Source organism: Pseudomonadota bacterium (assembly GCA_026388315.1).
GTDB lineage: Bacteria > Desulfobacterota > Syntrophorhabdia > Syntrophorhabdales > Syntrophorhabdaceae > MWEV01.
Genome location: JAPLKA010000085.1, coordinates 1 through 15,663, shown reverse-complemented (window position 1 = coordinate 15,663; position 15,663 = coordinate 1). Strand labels below are relative to the sequence as shown.

The 15,663-nt window shown below is 41.1% G+C and carries 15 protein-coding genes and 1 tRNA gene; 6 read left to right on the top strand and 10 right to left on the bottom strand.

Going from position 1 to position 15,663, the window contains the following annotated elements; translation table 11 throughout:
* Window positions 1-2 precede the first annotated feature (2 nt).
* The 4 genes from NTX75_12015 (at window position 3) to NTX75_12000 (ending at window position 2,125) form a co-directional block, all read left to right on the top strand.
* Window positions 3-872: a YicC family protein gene (locus tag NTX75_12015; protein MCX5816945.1), complete on the top strand. Its 870-nt coding sequence runs from the start codon at window positions 3-5 to the stop codon at window positions 870-872.
* 139 nt (window positions 873-1,011) lie between these two features.
* Window positions 1,012-1,593, top strand: coding sequence for a guanylate kinase (gmk, locus tag NTX75_12010; GenBank protein MCX5816944.1), 582 nt, complete (start codon window positions 1,012-1,014; stop codon window positions 1,591-1,593).
* Window positions 1,581-1,838: a DNA-directed RNA polymerase subunit omega gene (gene rpoZ / locus NTX75_12005; protein ID MCX5816943.1), complete on the top strand. Its 258-nt coding sequence runs from the start codon at window positions 1,581-1,583 to the stop codon at window positions 1,836-1,838. The genes gmk and rpoZ overlap by 13 nt, the downstream gene beginning before the upstream one ends.
* A 191-nt stretch (window positions 1,839-2,029) precedes the next feature.
* Window positions 2,030-2,125: transfer RNA gene (locus NTX75_12000), tRNA-Sec, on the top strand.
* A 142-nt stretch (window positions 2,126-2,267) separates the two neighbouring features.
* Here NTX75_12000 and NTX75_11995 read toward each other — a convergent pair.
* From NTX75_11995 to NTX75_11970, 6 genes are all read right to left on the bottom strand, one after another.
* The gene (locus NTX75_11995; protein MCX5816942.1) at window positions 2,268-4,592 is read right to left on the bottom strand and encodes a transporter substrate-binding domain-containing protein; all 2,325 of its coding nucleotides are present in this window, start codon (window positions 4,590-4,592) and stop codon (window positions 2,268-2,270) included.
* Window positions 4,593-4,971: 379 nt separating this feature from the next.
* Window positions 4,972-6,096, bottom strand: coding sequence for a PAS domain-containing protein (locus tag NTX75_11990; GenBank protein MCX5816941.1), 1,125 nt, complete (start codon window positions 6,094-6,096; stop codon window positions 4,972-4,974).
* Window positions 6,097-6,298: 202 nt separating this feature from the next.
* Window positions 6,299-8,272 (bottom strand): PAS domain S-box protein, encoded by a 1,974-nt coding sequence (locus NTX75_11985; protein ID MCX5816940.1) that lies wholly within the window; start codon window positions 8,270-8,272, stop codon window positions 6,299-6,301.
* A gap of 4 nt (window positions 8,273-8,276) precedes the next feature.
* Window positions 8,277-8,657, bottom strand: a complete 381-nt coding sequence (locus NTX75_11980; GenBank protein ID MCX5816939.1) for a PAS domain-containing protein — start codon at window positions 8,655-8,657, stop codon at window positions 8,277-8,279.
* A 301-nt stretch (window positions 8,658-8,958) separates the two neighbouring features.
* On the bottom strand, window positions 8,959-9,561 hold the full coding sequence (locus NTX75_11975; GenBank protein MCX5816938.1) for a PIN domain-containing protein: 603 nt from the start codon (window positions 9,559-9,561) through the stop codon (window positions 8,959-8,961).
* Window positions 9,562-9,580: 19 nt separating this feature from the next.
* Window positions 9,581-10,864: an endonuclease Q family protein gene (locus tag NTX75_11970; GenBank protein MCX5816937.1), complete on the bottom strand. Its 1,284-nt coding sequence runs from the start codon at window positions 10,862-10,864 to the stop codon at window positions 9,581-9,583.
* Between the two features lie 103 nt (window positions 10,865-10,967).
* On the opposite strand from NTX75_11970, the gene NTX75_11965 reads away from it, so the two are divergent.
* Both NTX75_11965 and NTX75_11960 read left to right on the top strand, forming a co-directional pair.
* Entirely contained in the window at window positions 10,968-11,486 is a 519-nt protein-coding gene (locus NTX75_11965; GenBank protein ID MCX5816936.1) for a gamma carbonic anhydrase family protein, read from the top strand.
* 21 nt (window positions 11,487-11,507) lie between these two features.
* A complete protein-coding gene (locus NTX75_11960) occupies window positions 11,508-12,299 on the top strand; it encodes a hypothetical protein (GenBank protein MCX5816935.1) in 792 nt (263 codons plus the stop codon).
* A 117-nt stretch (window positions 12,300-12,416) separates the two neighbouring features.
* On the opposite strand, the gene NTX75_11955 is transcribed toward NTX75_11960, so the two are convergent.
* From NTX75_11955 to NTX75_11940, 4 genes are all read right to left on the bottom strand, one after another.
* Window positions 12,417-13,298, bottom strand: coding sequence for a lysophospholipid acyltransferase family protein (locus NTX75_11955; GenBank protein ID MCX5816934.1), 882 nt, complete (start codon window positions 13,296-13,298; stop codon window positions 12,417-12,419).
* Window positions 13,299-13,304: 6 nt separating this feature from the next.
* Window positions 13,305-13,481, bottom strand: a complete 177-nt coding sequence (locus tag NTX75_11950) for a Trm112 family protein (protein MCX5816933.1) — start codon at window positions 13,479-13,481, stop codon at window positions 13,305-13,307.
* A gap of 1 nt (window position 13,482) precedes the next feature.
* Window positions 13,483-15,210, bottom strand: coding sequence for a 30S ribosomal protein S1 (locus tag NTX75_11945; protein ID MCX5816932.1), 1,728 nt, complete (start codon window positions 15,208-15,210; stop codon window positions 13,483-13,485).
* Between the two features lie 9 nt (window positions 15,211-15,219).
* On the bottom strand, window positions 15,220-15,663 hold a 444-nt coding region (locus tag NTX75_11940), incomplete at its 5' end, for a 4-hydroxy-3-methylbut-2-enyl diphosphate reductase (protein ID MCX5816931.1).

The following is a 15,663-nucleotide window of genomic DNA, read 5'->3' as shown; positions in this document are numbered from 1 at the left end:
CCATGATAAAGAGCATGACAGGATTTGCAAAAGCAGAAATGGAATGTGAAACAGGGAAGATTACAGGTGAGACGCGGGCATTAAACAGCCGTTATCTTGAAATCAATCTGAAGCTCCCGAAGATAGATTACCTCTATGAGCAAAAACTGAGGGAATTGGCAAAGAAACACATAAAAAGAGGCAAGATAGACATAACAATGAAATGGGAAAGAATAAGCGGAGAGTGGAGTACTCCAAAGATAAATGAGATTGCGGTGAAACAATACCTTGATCTTGTAAATGTGTTGAAGAACGTGTATGGCCTAAAGGGTGATCTGACCATAGAAAATATTTTGACCTTCAGGGACATCTTGAGCTACGAGGAAAATAACAACATATCTGTAGATAATCTGGTGCTGTCATTTGAGGATTTGCTTAAAAAGCTGAACGAAGAAAGGACTAAAGAAGGAAAGCTTATCCAGAAAGACCTGAAGGAACGTTTAAAAAAGATTATGAACAACCTCAGCGAAATAGAGGGCAGGTGGCCTCTAACGATTAAAGTCCACGAAGAGAAGCTGAAAGAAAAGATGATAGAGGTTACGAAATCAACTTCCATCGACGAAGTAAGGGTGTTGCAGGAGCTTGCTATATACATGGAACGTCTTGATATTGCAGAGGAAATTATGAGGTTGAAAGGGCATATAGAAAATTTTAAAGGTACGTTGAGCTCGCCTGACGCGGCTGGAAGAAAGCTCGATTTTATTATCCAGGAAATGGTACGGGAGACAAATACTATCGGAAGCAAATCCAATGACCTCTATATCAACGAGAGGGTTGTCCAGATAAAGGTAGAGATTGAAAAGATGCGGGAGCAGGCACAAAATGTGGAGTAGTAATAAGGTGAAAGGTGAAGCGCATAGCGTGGAGTGTGAAGCGCATAGCGTGGAGGAAAACCCAATATGCTTTTACTATCCGCTGAACGCTATCCGCTAAGTGGGTAGTCGCAGGTTTTAGCCTGCGGTAAAATAAAAAATGAAATTGGATAAGAAAAAGGGACATTTATTTGTGGTTTCGGGGCCTTCAGGCGCAGGCAAAAGCACACTCATAAGGCGGTTTTTGGCTGAAGACCATAACAGCACCTTTTCTGTCTCCTATACCACAAGGGAAAAACGACAAAACGAAACAAATGGGAAAGACTATTATTTTGTCGATATCGATACCTTTAAAGAGATGATACATAAAAATGGTTTTCTTGAATGGGAAAATGTTTACAACTATCTTTATGGTACTCCAAAAAAAGAAGTTTTTGAAACCCTCGAGAGGGGTTTGGATATTGTTCTCGATATCGATGTAAAAGGGGCCTTGAATGTAAAGAATCAATACCCTTATGCGTATCTCATATTTATTGAACCCCCGTCCAGGGAAGAATTGATAAAAAGGCTCTCTTTAAGGGGTGAAAAAGAAATAGGTATGAGAATGCAACGCGTAGAAGAAGAGATTGATAAAAAAGGATTTTTCGATTATACTATAATTAATGAAAACATCAAAACAGCTTATAACGATTTTATACGCACAATTGGAAAGATAAGGGGGAAGACAGTATGGCAAGAATAACCGTTGAAGACTGTATGGATAAAGTAGAAAACCGTTTTGAACTCGTTCACCTCTCTGCCAAGAGGGCAAAACAGCTCCTGAAAGGGTCAAAACCCCTTGTTAGGTCAACAAACCGTGAAGTTGTTACGGCCCTCAGGGAGATTGCAGATAATTTTGTCTACTTCGAGAAAAAAGAAATCATAGAGAAGTTAGAAAAGATAGAAAAGAAAGACGCCCCGTATCAGCTTTCCAATTTTGCACCGTAAAAACCTTAGTTGATGCCCGACAGTTCATCGTTCTTCTCTGTCCGGGCCTTTCGTAATTGAGAATTTAAACTCTAAATTGCATTCTGCTGATTAGTCTATAATGCTTACTTGGTAATTTCGACTATGCGCAACGTTCTCTGTTGCTTCTATAGTTGACATTATCCCGTGCATTCACTATTATTTATTTGTACGGAAGTACCAAGGCGCCTGGTGGGCCTCCTGGTCTTCAAAACCAGTGCAGCGGCGAATAACTGCTGGGTGGGTTCGATTCCCATGTACTTCCGCCATTACCTCCATATACCCACCAGACATTCTTGTAGATCCGCGAACGGGCGCTTTCAAAACGTGAACTTTTTGCCACTGACCCCTGATATCATATAGTTACAAGTTAATTCAGGGGAAAATACCGTGCAAAGGTCTTATTATAATTTAATTTATGATGCTTTCGTTGTTTATAGTTGGCAAATTAATCTCAAAAGTTGTTCCGTAATTTATTTTACTTTTAACGGAGATGCTGCCGCGGCATTGCTTCACAATCCCGTATACCGTTGACAAACCAAGTCCTGTCCCCGTTGTCTTTGTTGAATAAAAAGGTTCGAATATGCGCCCCACTGTGTCTTGATCCATACCTGTACCGGTGTCTGAAATTTGAATAACAATATAATCACCAGTCGCAAGGCCCGTTTTGACTAAATAATGTGATCCATCGATAAGCTTGTTATACGTTTTTATTTTAATCATTCCCCCTTCGGGCATAGCATCGTTAGCGTTTGTAATAATATTTAATAAAATCTGTTCAAAATGGGATTTATTGATATTCACGCTTCGAAGATCAGGATGTAAATCGAATTGACATGATACATTTTTACCGAGTATTAATGACAACATATCGTTTGTGACAGCAATAATCTCATTTACGTTAACATCTTCCGTGTGGAAGGAGTTTCCCCTACTGAATGTCAAAAGCTGCCTTACAAGCTGCGCGCCACGCTCAGATGCATTTTTTATACGGATAATATTATTATATAAGGGGCTGTTGGTGTCGTTTTTCATGAGAAGCAAATCAGAACCTGCCGCAATAACTGATAACAGATTATTAAAATCGTGTGCTATACCCGCCACAAGCCTGCCCATTGCTTCCATCTTCTGCGACTGAATAAGTTGTAACTGGAGTTTTTCCTGTTCGCTAATATCTTCGCATACCATGATATCGTCACCGTTTTGCAACTTCACAGGAACAAATCTTATGGTTTTCTGTGTACCGTCCTTACACGTTACTATGAAAGTCCGCGTTCGAAGCTTCGCTGTATTTCCATATTTCAAATCACTTGTCCATGCCGCTATTGCCTTATGTCTACTCTTATGTTCGGGGTAGGCTTTTTTGAACCATTCTTTTCCGTTTGGCACATCCTCTAATGTATATCCAAATATTTCGATAAACCTTGGGTTCACATATAAAATTTTTCCGCCCTCTTGAATCATAACGAACGCAATCGGTGCATTTTCTATAAGAATCCGGAACCTTTCTCTTTCTGCTTGGAATTCCATCTCCACAAGCCTTTCTTGAGTAACATCCTCAACAATCCCCTCATAATACAGTATCGTACCATTTTCAATAAAAGGTCTAACGCTCAACGAAACCCAGCCCATATCTCCGCCTTTCTTGTATACCCTTGTTTCAAGGCTTGTGACGGCATCCGCCTTCATTATGGCTTTTTTTAATTTCCCCATGTAAATGTGATCGACAAGCAATCTCTCAAGCATTCCGTCTGTTGCTTTCAAGAACTCATCAACAGAATCGAATCCATGGATACGTGCAAGGGCGAGATTAACATTTATAAATCGTCCATCCGGTGTGGTCTGGAAGATTCCTGCAGGGGAATTCTCAAAAATACTCCGGTATTTTTCTTCGCTTATCATATATTTTTCCAGCAGTGCATGTAATTCAAGGGTCTTTGATCTCACTTTCTTTTGAAGCAGGTAATTCCAGACCACAAGGTGGAGGGCGATGAGAGTGACAAGCGTCAAACCATAAAGGATGTACCGTACATTCGACAGATACGGATAGATATTAGACGAACCAATCCATTTCCTTGAAATGATCTCTTTTTCGTGATCACTAATTTGGGAAAAACCGTTTTCAACTATTCCAAGTAGATCCCGTCTGCCTTTTTTTACAGCTCTATGCAATTCACCTACATAAAGTATAAAGGCTTGCTGGAATTTGTCTTCAATGCCTAATTTATTTAGATAATAGAGGGCAGCAGGTTTATCAATGGTAAAAACGCTGAGTTTCTTATTTGTCGCCGCTTTTACAACTTCCTCATATCTGTTGAACTCAAGCAGATTCGAGATATTTTTCTTTTTCAACTCATTAATTACATTGTCTCCCCGTTTTACGCCTATGACAAACCCATGCAGCGAGTCAATATCCTGTATGTCGTTCACGCTTTTGTGATAAAACAACGGGACCTCGATTTTGACATAGGGTTTTGAAAAATCGTATAGTTTCTCGCGCTCTTCATTATACATAATAGTATCGATTACATCGGCCTTGCCCTGTTTTATAATTTCCTGGCATTTAGCCCAATCCATTCCCATAAGATTTGCCCTTATCCCTGTCTTTTTCTCCCATAACATCCATTCATCTATGAGGATCCCTTGCAGTTTCCCTTGTGGATTAAGAAAGGAAAATGGCGGATAATCGTTATCAATGACCACCGTAATTGATTTTATTTCACTTTTTTGAGCCATTACATCGGGACAAAACAACAGGAAGCAAGGTAGCACGATATAGGATAAAAGAAGATATATGAAGGGGCGGCACAGAAGAGAACGGGCTGCTCTCGATGCACAGGGGGGGGCGTGCTGCTGTGCCGCTTTAGTGAAGAATTTTTTACGCAATTTGTATTGGTCCTTTAACGATGACTCACGATTTTGTATACAAATTTACAACAAATGTAAGCATCAAAACCATATCAAATAATCTGCTGTAAACTACGTATATATTATTAGTATTATTTAACCCAATATTTGTAATTTACCGTGCGCAGCCGTGAAAGAGAATCGCCGCTTGTGAATTAAATTAGGGTTTTCGAGCAAATCTGGCGGGGGTAAAAAACTGACCAGTGTGTTATTTTTTAAAGTATTGAGGATATATCTTTTTAGCACACTCCGGGCAGATGCCATGACTGAAATCTGCTTCAGAGCGGTCTCGTATATAAATCTCCATTTGTTCCCATGTCCCCTTGTCATTACATATTTTCTTGCAGTAAGAACAGATATTGAGTAATCCACTTAAGGTTTTGATTTGCGTAAGGGCATCTTTGAGTTCGAGAATAAGCTTCTCTCGTTCCTTCTCGGCCCGTTTGCGTTCCGTGATGTTACGGATATTGCATTGAGCCACCCTCTCTTTGTCAACCAGATATGTATTGCATACAAATTCCGCTGAAATTGGTACTCCATCTTTTGTTGTGAGGTGTAGATCGTCGCAAGAAACATGTCCAATTTTCTTTAATTCGGCAAATCTTTTGTTTTTTTTATCAAAGTCCTTGAAAGCATCTATCTCACAGAGTTTTTTTCTTATGATGTTTTCTTTTGTATAATTCAACATACTCAGGAGGGATGGATTAATGTCGTTTATTGTTCCCGTGTCTGCATCAAGAATTAATACCCCGTCCGTAGCTGTCTCAAATAGCCTCCGATATTTAATTTCAGAAAATTTCAATGCCTCTTCTGCCTGTTTTTGTTCTGTGATATCGCGCGCAATACCTTGCGTATAGAGGAAACTCTTGTCAGGACATTCCATTTCTGCATCGGGGACATTCCATTGTCCCCGCGAAGAAAGTTTAACAATCTTTTGAGTAAATGCCCAGTCCTGGGCCTTATTCCCTTTTGTGAGGAGGCGTATCTCCATGTTTTGAATTCTCTTGTCATCCACACGCCGTTCAACAAACTTATTAAAAGTTTTCCCCCTGTCACTCGGGTGAACTATTTTTTCGAAAAGTGTTCCAATAAGTTCCTCGGGTTCATAACCGAGGCGTCTAACCGCGGGAGATATGTATTCGATTTTACCATCTTCGTTAAGTCGGTAAATGATATCGGGGGTTAGATTAACGAGCAAGCGATAATACTCCTCGCTCTTTCTCAATGCTGCCTGGGCACACCCGATTTCTGATTTCTCTAATTCATCAGCTCTCTGGCTAATTTCTTCCAATTCATTGATGGGTTGATCTTTTGTCTTGTCGTTGTGTCTCATTATGAGTAACTCATTGTAAATTCAATTACATCCAAAATAATTTTGCACGCAATAATAACTACAGTAGAAAACCACTTTAGTATCATTTGTGTTCATTTATAGAAAAGTCCCAATTTATTCTACCTTTGAGGATCTTTTATATAATACAGAAACAGAAGAAAATGTATATAATTTAATTATCTATATACTACATTATGATATATTAGTAGTCTTTTGAAAGCAAAAACGAGCGCAGGTTGATTTTATTTTTATTTATATTCAATTTTTTTCTGATGTTGTATCTATGGACTTCAACTGCACGCGGAGATACGTGCAATAATTCCGCGATCTCTTTTGTTGCTCTGCCATCTCTGATCAATCGTGCGATGCTCATCTCTGACGGGGTTAAACCAAAACGACCTATATTCTTTAAAAATGGCGAGATTATGTTGTGTAAATTAGTTTGTATTATATCAATAAATGTCTTTTGCATTAGATTTAAGCCGAGGCGCTGCATCTTTTCAATATATGGTTGAACAAGCGTATTAACGTTGATGAGAATATTCTCTTCGATCTCTCGCTTAGTTTCTTCTATGTGTCTGACCAGGGCTTTCAGCGCTGCGTTTGCTTCTTCGAGACTGGTCGTTTTTGTACGTAATTCTTCTTCAAGATTTTTGTATTCAGTGATATCGCGGCCTACCCATATGACCGATGATTGTGTCATCGGTGAAATTGCCGTCATAAACCAATGATCCGTCCCATCTATTTTTTCTTGATACTCAATATTGATTGTTTTTTTTGTTTTGATAGAACGGCGTATGCTTTTTAAGAAAAAATCGGCTGTTTTAATAGGGTATATATCGTGAAAAGTTTTCCCAATCAAATCCTCCGCCGGCTTACATAGAAGATCAGAGTTTATGGATGCAATACTGATATATCTTCCTTCTTTATCGATCAGGAACACGAGATCCTGCATGGCTTCAAGGAGAGCGCGAAAACCTGCCTCAGATTCGCGAAGTTTTTTTTCAGCCTCTTTTCGTTTGGTAATGTCTCTCCCCTCGGGTATAAGGAAAACAATATCCCCATTCTCGTCGCTTGCGGGTTTTAAAGAAAAATCGATATAATGGAAAGTGCCGTCCACCGCCATATGAGTGGCCTCAAATTGAACAAGCTTTCCGTTTGCCGCCTCTTTCACTGCACTTCGGAGTTCTTCCCGAAGACCGGGTGAGTGGGTCCACCACGGTGTATCCCAAAAAGGTTTGAATAGCACATCTGATTCGGCAACACCAATTAAATTCAATGCGGCCTTGTTCGCATTAAGTAATGTTCCATCAAGCGCCATAAGACCAATAAACTGAAACGTCTGGTCAAAAATGGCGCGGAATTTCCGTTCGCTTTCGATAAGTTTGTCTTCGGAATTTTTTCTTTGGGTGATATCTTCGACGGTGCCCTCATAGTAGCGTGCCGAGTCATCCATGTTTCTTACCGTCCAAGCATTCAACGATACCCAGATTTGACTTGCATCCTTCTTCTTTAGTTGTGTTTCAAACCCTAATATGAAGCCGTTTTCATTCAACGATTCCTTGAATTTCGTACAATCTTGAGGATCTGCGCAGATTCGTTCCTCGATATTGGCAACAAACATCATCATCTCTTCGGGAGATTCGTAGCCGTACATTTTTGCAAGAGCAGGATTTACACTTAGATATCGTCCATCCGGTGTAGTCTGGAAGATGCCTTCTACTGCGTTTTCGAAAATGCTGCGGTATTTCTCCTCATTCATCCGAAGTGTTTCTTCATGCTCTTTTCGTTTAGTAATATCCATTGCGGCGAGTAATAAGCCCTGAAGCTTATTTTCCCTCAAAACAGGATAATGGTGCAGGACCAAATGGCACATAGTGCCGTCCCTTTTTCGGGCTGTATACTCGTAAGGGATTTTTGTTTCGCCTTTAGCTGCTTTGGCAATGTTTTCAAGGGCCATGGCGTGATGTTCTGGAATCAATAGTTGGAAAACATTAACGCCATATTTTACGTCTTCTTCGGTATATCCAAAAAAATCAAAGGCATATTCGTTTGCAAATTTTACTTTACCTTCAAAATCAATTTCTACCACAATAAAAGGGAGAAAATTTATGAATTCTATATACTGCTTTTCGGCATTTTCCAGTTGTTCTCTGAAGGCGTGAAGATTGCTCACATCTTTAATAAACCCTCCAATGCCTTTCTGTTTTAGAGGTAATCATAACAGGGGGCGAAGAGATTTCATAAACAACTCCGTTTATTATTATGTGATCTACGATTTTTTCATCAAAGGTATTTAGTTTCCTGTCAATTTCACTGAATTTATCTGCAACATCTCGTGGCCATAGACCATAATCTGTTTTACCAACGATATCATTCGGTTCTCGATTGATAAGCATTGAATAGGGTTTGTTTACCAGCGCATAGCGCAGACTTGTATCCTTGAGAAAAATGATGTCAGTCGAAGAGTTTATTAAATCAAAAAATGCGGTGTTTTGTAAATTGGTTATCGTTTTTGAATTGCTTTTGGAGGGTTTGGATATCTTTTTTTTATTATCCATATTGTGTAAATTTCCTTACAGTACATTATATACAATCTAAAACCAATATTCATGAACAAAAAACATACAGAAAAAGATAACAACTGTAACAAAACCAAATTACTGAGATGATTTTGTAAAAACATGTCATATGTTCCTCTCTTGTATAAAGATTATTTTTACAAAAAAGTATATTGCGATCATGATAATTCTATGTTATCGCTTTTCAAAGACTTAAAGCGTATTTCTAAAGCGGGTGCGTGAGGAGCTTGGCTACACTGAATATTTAGAAGGGTTTTGACAAAACCTTTGTGCTTGTCTTTTATTCCTTGGGAGGATCAAGGTCATATTTCAGCCGATTGCTCGTTTGTGTCAGCAGTCCGGCAATGAACATCTCTTCGATTATCAGATCAATTTCGTTTGCGCTTGCCCTGTCTCTTAATAATGACTCAACATGTTTCTTTAACGTCCCCCCGGTTCTTGGACGTTTCTGATTATCGATTTTCTTTAGATTTGAAACCACGAGGCCGGTAAACCTTGAGGTGGGGAGCTGTTTTTTGCTGTCGGCCAGTTCGGCAAGGTTTGAAATTCTTTTTATGGGTATGCCCGAATCGTTTATGTACCTCATTAGCGAGTCGTATCCGCTGTCCATGGAAAGTATGATCAATTCGATGTCTTTTTTAAGCCTTTCACATAAGCAACCCAATTCAAAAGCGATGTGAAAATCAAGATTGTTTTTACCGTCACCGGCTATTTTAAGCCATTTAACCCGTTCACCGAGGGTTTGAGTCTTTTCAACAACGGGGAAGGGGATCCTGTTCTGGGATTTACCGACAAAGATTACAATCTCAGTATCTGTGAGATCGATAAGTTCAAAATCAAGTTTCTGTACATTTTCAAAATCAATTAAAAGTATTCGTTTCATTCAAAGCGCCTTTTATGTTTTAAGGATAACTATTTTGTAAAGTTTTAACAAGCTTAATTTTCGTCCGCTCAGCCTCTTCAAAGATTTTAACTTTACCATACTCACCGTCAAAGCCCGGCGTAATATGGACATTACCGGAACGCACGCGCGATATAGCCTCTCTGATAAGAGGCGTACCTGCACTTTCAATGTTGTCAAGGGGAACGTCCATGAGGATTTTGAATTCATTGCCGAGGCTGTGGAGGAGTTTCCGGTATTCTTTGTCTACTGCTTTACTGCTTGCACCCACATCAAGGGTCTCCCCGAGGATTTCAGGTAAGGGGACCGTGGAGTAAAAATGCGGTGCGTCTTCCAGTTTAAAGCCGTCTTCCCTGTCCGCAAGCTTGTCAACCCTGTGCATAACGCCTACGGTAACCTTTCTTCCGCACACAGGGCAGAGGTAGTTGTGCTTTACTGTGTCCCTTGGGGAGAAATTGACGCCGCATGTTCTGTGCCCGTCATAGTGGTATTTCCCTTCTTCGGGAAAAAACTCTATGGTGCCGAGAAAACCCTCTCTTGTCTTAACAGCGTCTGTTATGGCCGCATAGGATAACTCTGTATCGAAGATATTTGCCTCTCTCCCTATTTTGGACGGCGAATGGGCATCAGAGTTCGAAATTAATGTTATACGATCAAGTGCCGAAAGCCTCCAGTTCATGGGCGGGTCTGAGGAAAGCCCCGTTTCAATGGCTGAAACATGCGGGGTGAGTTCCTCATAGCATTCCTCAAGAGAATCGAATCCTGATACGGCACCGAATACGGAAAAGTGGGGGGTCCATGCATGGGCAGGTATGACCATGGCATGAGGGCACATATCCATAACAATCTTCAGAAGCATTTTAGCGTCGAGGCCGAGTATGGGTCTCCCGTCGGACCTTATGTTTCCTATTTTTGAAAGCGCTGTTTGGATTTTTACAACATCGGCAAAGTCGGGGACAAGAACTATGGAATGTATCTTCCGTGTTCTTCCGTTTTTGCTGTAGATGGAGCTGATCTCGGAGGAAAGCATAAAAAAGACATCTGACTTACACGAATCGGGGACATCGTTTGTCTCATATTCCTTTTTCAGTCTGAACAACCCGTTGTCTGTCGGCTCAACCTTTTCCCTCAACTCCTGAAACCATGCAGGATGGGTAAAATCGCCTGTGCCCACAACTGTTATGCCTTTTAGCTGGGCCCATTTCCATAGCGCCTCAGGGGTCATATCCTTGCTGGTGGCCCTTGAATATTTTGAATGGATATGGAGGTCTGCAATAAATCGCATAGTTAGTATAATAGACGACTTTGATAATACAAATGAACCGTGGTAATTATAGCACAGACGGGCACAATTATGGTAAAGTTTCAGGGAGATATAAAGAAAATACATGAATATGAGAAGTTTTATAACGCCCTATAAAGACAGGAAACCGCAGATTCACCGGGATGCCTATGTAGACTTTTCTGCACGCATAATCGGGGATGTGGTTATTGAAGAAGGCGCAAGCATCTGGCCCATGGCAGTATTAAGGGCAGACAGCGCCCAGATCCGGGTAGGCAGAAGGGCGGCTGTTTTAGACCTGGCGCTCCTTGAAGCGCCCGAAAAATACCCTGTGTTGATCGAAGACGAAGCCCTCATAAGCCATAGGGTTGTTGTTCACGGCGCCCATATTTATTCACATGTTCTGGTAGGGATAGGCGCTATAGTGCTCGATGGGGCCGTTGTTTCAAGGGGCTCTATTATCGGGGCGGGCAGTGTGGTAACCGCCGGGGCTTACATTCCGCCAAACTCCTTAGTTATGGGAACACCGGGAAAGATTATCCGTGAAACGAGCGAAAAAGAACGGCAGGACATCATCCTGCAGATAGAGGAGCTCTGCATAAAATCGCGTGATTACAAGAAGTAGGGAGTCAAGGGAGGACACGGCTTGAAAAAGGATACATATGGAAAGTTTCATCTTTACTTGCAGGATGGGGCAGTTGAGCCCTCTGTCCTGATAGATGCCTTTTTGAAGGCAGATGTGCTGGAAGGTAAAGGGAGAGACTCCATAAAAGTACTAACAGTAGGCGGCAAAAGAATAGCGTGCAGAAAATATATACACGGCGGTTTATTAAGGGGGTTCACAAAGGATTATTTTTTTTCCGGGAAAAGGGCCATAAAGGAGCTGGAGATTATTTATTATTTAAAAAAAGTGGGATTCCCTGTTGTTGAGCCCTACTGTGCAATAATTGAAACATGTGGCGCAATGAAAATCCCGTATCTCCTTACGGTATTTGAAGAAGATGCGATAAGCCTGTTGGATTTTTTTTCAAAAGCTGAGCCCGGGACAAGGTCAAAGATCATCAAGACACTTGCCGGCCATATGTATGACCTCGAAAGGGTTGGGGCCTATCATCCCGACCTGCACCTTAACAACGTATTGATTACACACAATAATGACATGAAATTCCTCGATTTCGATAAGGCCCGCATTGGGCCAATAACAAAAAAAGATATGGTGCGCATGTTCTGGAGACTCAACAGGTATGTAGAAAAGATGGCAAAGAGCGGATATGGTAATGTGAGCGTTAAAGAAAAGATACTTTTTTTGAAAAGCTATAAGAGACTTTCCGGATATGACGTGCTGCCGCTTATGAAGAAACGTCTGAAAACTATGAGGTTTTTTGACAAAACAGGCTGGTTTTTAGACTCGTTCCTGTATAGAAGCAAAGACAAATAGTTTGACGCCGGACGCACTTAGAGTTTGCAGTTTGCAGTTGATATTTTCTGTTTTTTCGATTTTTGATTCTTGGTTTTCGACTATTCACTATTCACTATCGACTTCTTTTGACTGCCTTTACGTGTTTCTCCCCCAACGCCTATGTACCCAGAACCATTCTTCAGGATGCTTGAGTATGATAGTTTCGAGGAATGCATTTATTTTCCTTGTATTTTTGTGGATCAATTCTTCGATATTCCCCTTTCTTTCCATATCTATTGGCTTACCACAAACCAGTGTGTACCTTAGGAATCCTTTGCGTACCAAATAAAAAGGGGTAACAGGCGCGCCCGTTTTCATGCCTATCATGGCAATCCCTCTTGAGGTGGGGACCTTTTCGCCAAAAAGCTCAACAAAAACTCCCCTTGATCTTTTTTCCCTCTGGTCAGCAAGTATTGCTATTATATTGTCTTCTTTAAGGCAGCGCATGATGTCCCTGCTGGTATTGATATTGGGGAGAATTTTAAGACCCGTTGATATTCTCAGGCTGTTGAGAAAGTTGTTCAACTTTACGTGTTTTTTTAGCGGGCGTGCAAGTGCGATAACATCGTTTTCGAAAAAGCGTGATGTAATACCCATAATTTCCCAGTTGGCATAATGGAATACAAGGGCTATGAGCCCCCTGTGCGTCCTTAACGCTTCATCTGCGAACTGCCTGTCGTCTATGCTGAAACGCAGACTGTATTCTGCCCTTGAAAGATATGGGACAAGGAGAAGTTCAATAAAGTTGGTCCCCATATTTTCGAAACATTTTTTTGCGGTGTGCTTCTGCCAGGAAACATCTGAATTGCTGAAAACCCTTTTTATGTTGGTGATAGCGATGGTTCGCCTTTTTTTCAGGACGTAAAAGGCAATCCTTCCAAAAAAAACGCCAACCCCCTGCTGGCCCCTTTCCGGCAAGATACGAACGAATTGTTGGAAAAGCTTTAGTGCGAGAATAAGGAGGAGGTCTGTAAGCACCTGTATCTATTTGGAAGCAATGCTGATGGCTTCATCGATAAGCATTATCGGTATGTCGTCCTTGATGGGGTACACCAATTTACAGGCATCACATATAAGACCGTCCTGCGATTCGTTGAGACTAATATCACCCTTACATTTAGGGCAGCAGAGTATATCGAGTAGTTCTTTCTTGATAGGCACTTTACTCTCCAGGCTTTTCGGTGGTTTCTGCGTTGTCCTTTTTTGTTGCCTGTTCAAAAAAATCCCCGAGCGTTGAGAGGGAACCTTCTTCCCTGGTATATGTTTCTATTGTTCTGTCATCTTCAATTTTCTTTATTGCCTTGATGCTCAAGCCAATCCTCTTATTTCTCTCGTCTATGTTGAGAACCATGGCCCTTACCTTATCATCAATTTTAAAAAACTCGGAAGGGTGTCTCCCCTTTGCTTCGTCTACCTCTGATATGTGGATAAGACCTTCTATGCCGTTTTCTATCTCAACAAAAATGCCGAAATCGGTTAAACTTGTTATGTAACCGTCAGCAATATCCCCTACGTGATAGCGGCTTGTGAGACCAATCCACGGGTCTTCGATTAATTGTTTGATGCTCAGGGAAAACTTTTTCTGTCCTTTGTCTATATTAATAACAAGGGCTTCTAACGTTGCTCCTTTTTTATAGGTATCGGAAACAGCCTTTTTTCTCCTTGACCATGAGACTTCCGACATGTGAACCAGACCATCTATTCCGTTTCCGATTCCGATGAACATACCGAAATCAGTAATGTTTTTTACTCTTCCCTCAATTATCGATCCAACAGGATACTCTTGGGCAAGCTCATCCCATGGGTCGGGCAATAGTTGCTTCAGGCCCAGAGAAATTCGTTTTTTCTCCTTATCTATTCCGAGAACAACGAGCTCGATCCATTCACCCTTTTTTACAATTTTGCCCGGATTTTTAATCCTTCTGTCCCAACTCATCTCACTGATGTGAAGGAGCCCTTCCACGCCCTGCTCGAGTTCCACGAAAACCCCATAGTCAACAATCCCTACAATCTTGCCTTTTACCTTTTCCTCTATCGGATACTTTTCCTCTACCTTAAGCCATGGGTCTGGTTTGAGTTGTTTTATGCTAACAGACACTTTCTCTTTTTCTGCGTCTGCCTCCAATACTTTGACCTTTACCTCATCGCCGACCCTTAAATATTCTTTTGGATGTGTGATCCTGCCCCATGTGATTTCGTTGAGATAGAGAAAACCATCAACCCCGCCAAGATCTATGAAGACACCATAGTCGGTTATATTTCGTACAAAACCGTAAAGGACCTGATCCTTTTTGGTATTTTTCCAGAACTCGCTTTTCTTTTTATCTCTTTCTTCCTCCATAAACATTCTTCTTGAAACGATGACGTTCCCTTTTCGCTGGTTCACCTTGATAACCTTGAACCTTAGATGTCTGCCGACGAAGGAAGAGGCATTTTTTACGGGTTTAATATCTACCTGAGATATGGGGAGGAAGGCGTTAACGCCTATATCTACCGAAAAGCCACCCTTTACTTCCGAAACAATATCTCCGTCAACGTGAGTTCCTTCTTCAAAGGATTTGTTTATCTTTTGCCATGTTCTGATAAAATCGACCCTTTGCTTTGAGAGGAGAAGCAGCCCAAACTCTCTTTCCCTTCCAACAATCATTACCTCAACTTCATCGCCTACCTGGACCTTTGACTCACCTAATTTGCTGATAAATTCATTTATGGAGATCTTACCTTCAGACTTTAACCCAACATCCACAATAACGGTGTCACCATTGATGTTGAGGATTTTTCCCTTTAAGATATTACCGTCTTGCAGGCTCTTCATGGAAGTCTCATAGAGCGCCCTCATCTCCTCTTGAGTTTTTTCTTTTTGTACTCCCGTTTCGCCGGTATCTAACATGTGAGCCCCCTAAAGATTTTTTACCCGCCTCTCCACTATATCTAAAATATGATCCGGGGTAGAGGCTCCCCCTGTTATGCCAACCTTGTTCGCGCCCAAAAACCATTCAGGCATCATATCTTTTTCAGTCTCAATGTGGTATGTAATCGGTTGCACTTTTTTTACCACATTGTAAAGCTTCGTCGTATTCGAGCTGTTTTTTCCACCAACGATCAGCATTATATCTACCCCTGAGGCCAGCATGGCCGCCTCATCCTGCCGTACTTCGGTGCTTTGACATATTGTATTGTAAACTCTTAGCTCTTCGACCCCTTCTATTCGACCCCGAACGACGTTGATAAAGGTTTCTTTATCCTGTGTGGTCTGGCTTACCACCCCAATCTTTTTTTCCTTAATAGAAGTGGGTATTTGCAGTACAATACCATCATTATCCAAATAACTCAACACACTTTT

Bases quoted from the DNA above. Each gene is read 5' to 3' on its own strand.
- NTX75_11965 (MCX5816936.1), top strand. From the start codon at position 10,968: ATGAATATGAGAAGTTTTATAACGCCCTATAAAGACAGGAAACCGCAG.
- NTX75_12015 (MCX5816945.1), top strand. From the start codon at position 3: ATGATAAAGAGCATGACAGGATTTGCAAAAGCAGAAATGGAATGTGAA.
- NTX75_11995 (MCX5816942.1), bottom strand. From the start codon at position 4,592: ATGGCTCAAAAAAGTGAAATAAAATCAATTACGGTGGTCATTGATAAC.
- NTX75_11980 (MCX5816939.1), bottom strand. From the start codon at position 8,657: ATGGATAATAAAAAAAAGATATCCAAACCCTCCAAAAGCAATTCAAAA.
- NTX75_11945 (MCX5816932.1), bottom strand. From the start codon at position 15,210: ATGTTAGATACCGGCGAAACGGGAGTACAAAAAGAAAAAACTCAAGAG.
- rpoZ (MCX5816943.1), top strand. From the start codon at position 1,581: ATGGCAAGAATAACCGTTGAAGACTGTATGGATAAAGTAGAAAACCGT.
- NTX75_11990 (MCX5816941.1), bottom strand. From the start codon at position 6,096: ATGAGACACAACGACAAGACAAAAGATCAACCCATCAATGAATTGGAA.
- NTX75_11975 (MCX5816938.1), bottom strand. From the start codon at position 9,561: ATGAAACGAATACTTTTAATTGATTTTGAAAATGTACAGAAACTTGAT.
- gmk (MCX5816944.1), top strand. From the start codon at position 1,012: ATGAAATTGGATAAGAAAAAGGGACATTTATTTGTGGTTTCGGGGCCT.
- NTX75_11970 (MCX5816937.1), bottom strand. From the start codon at position 10,864: ATGCGATTTATTGCAGACCTCCATATCCATTCAAAATATTCAAGGGCC.